This window comes from Neisseria sp. P0001.S005 (genome assembly GCF_051963715.1).
Genome location: NZ_JBQCTZ010000568.1, coordinates 1 through 487, shown reverse-complemented (window position 1 = coordinate 487; position 487 = coordinate 1). Strand labels below are relative to the sequence as shown.

Sequence of the window (487 nt, the reverse complement as noted above, 5' to 3'; positions counted from 1 at the left end):
ACGGCAGTTTTGTGGCCGCGCAGGGCCAGGCCGGTTGCGATGCTGGCGCTGGTAGTGGTCTTGCCTACGCCGCCTTTACCTGAAGTTACTACGATGATTTTGGACACGATATTTCCTTTTTAAGTACTGATGTTTATTCGGCGTCGATTGCGCTGATAACCAGTCGGTTGTCTTGCAATGATACTTGTACGGGTTTTTTGTGCAGATGCTCGGGCAGGTCTTGCTCGAAGTTGCGGTAGATACCGGCAACGGAGACTAATTCGGCCTGCATGGAATGAATAAAGATGCGCGCGTTGGTATTGCCTTTTGCACCGGCCAACGCTCTGCCGCGCATGGGGGCGTAAATATGGATGTTGCCGTCGGCGATAAGTTCCGCACCTTGGCTGACGATGCCGGTGACGATGAGGTCGCCGTTTTCAGCGTAAACCTGCTGGCCGGTACGCACGGGCGTGCTGACCAATACGGTCGGATTGTTGATAACGGTGGC

The 487-nt window shown here is 54.4% G+C and carries 2 protein-coding genes; both read right to left on the bottom strand.

Annotation, left to right across the window (positions count from 1 at the left end):
• A partial coding sequence (locus ACTHSP_RS21720; RefSeq protein ID WP_440346973.1) for a nucleotide-binding protein occupies positions 1 to 107 on the bottom strand: 107 nt, incomplete at its 3' end.
• A 26-nt stretch (positions 108 to 133) separates the two neighbouring features.
• Positions 134 to 487, bottom strand: a 354-nt coding sequence (gene minC / locus ACTHSP_RS21715; RefSeq protein ID WP_440346972.1) for a septum site-determining protein MinC, incomplete at its 5' end; no start/stop codon positions are given.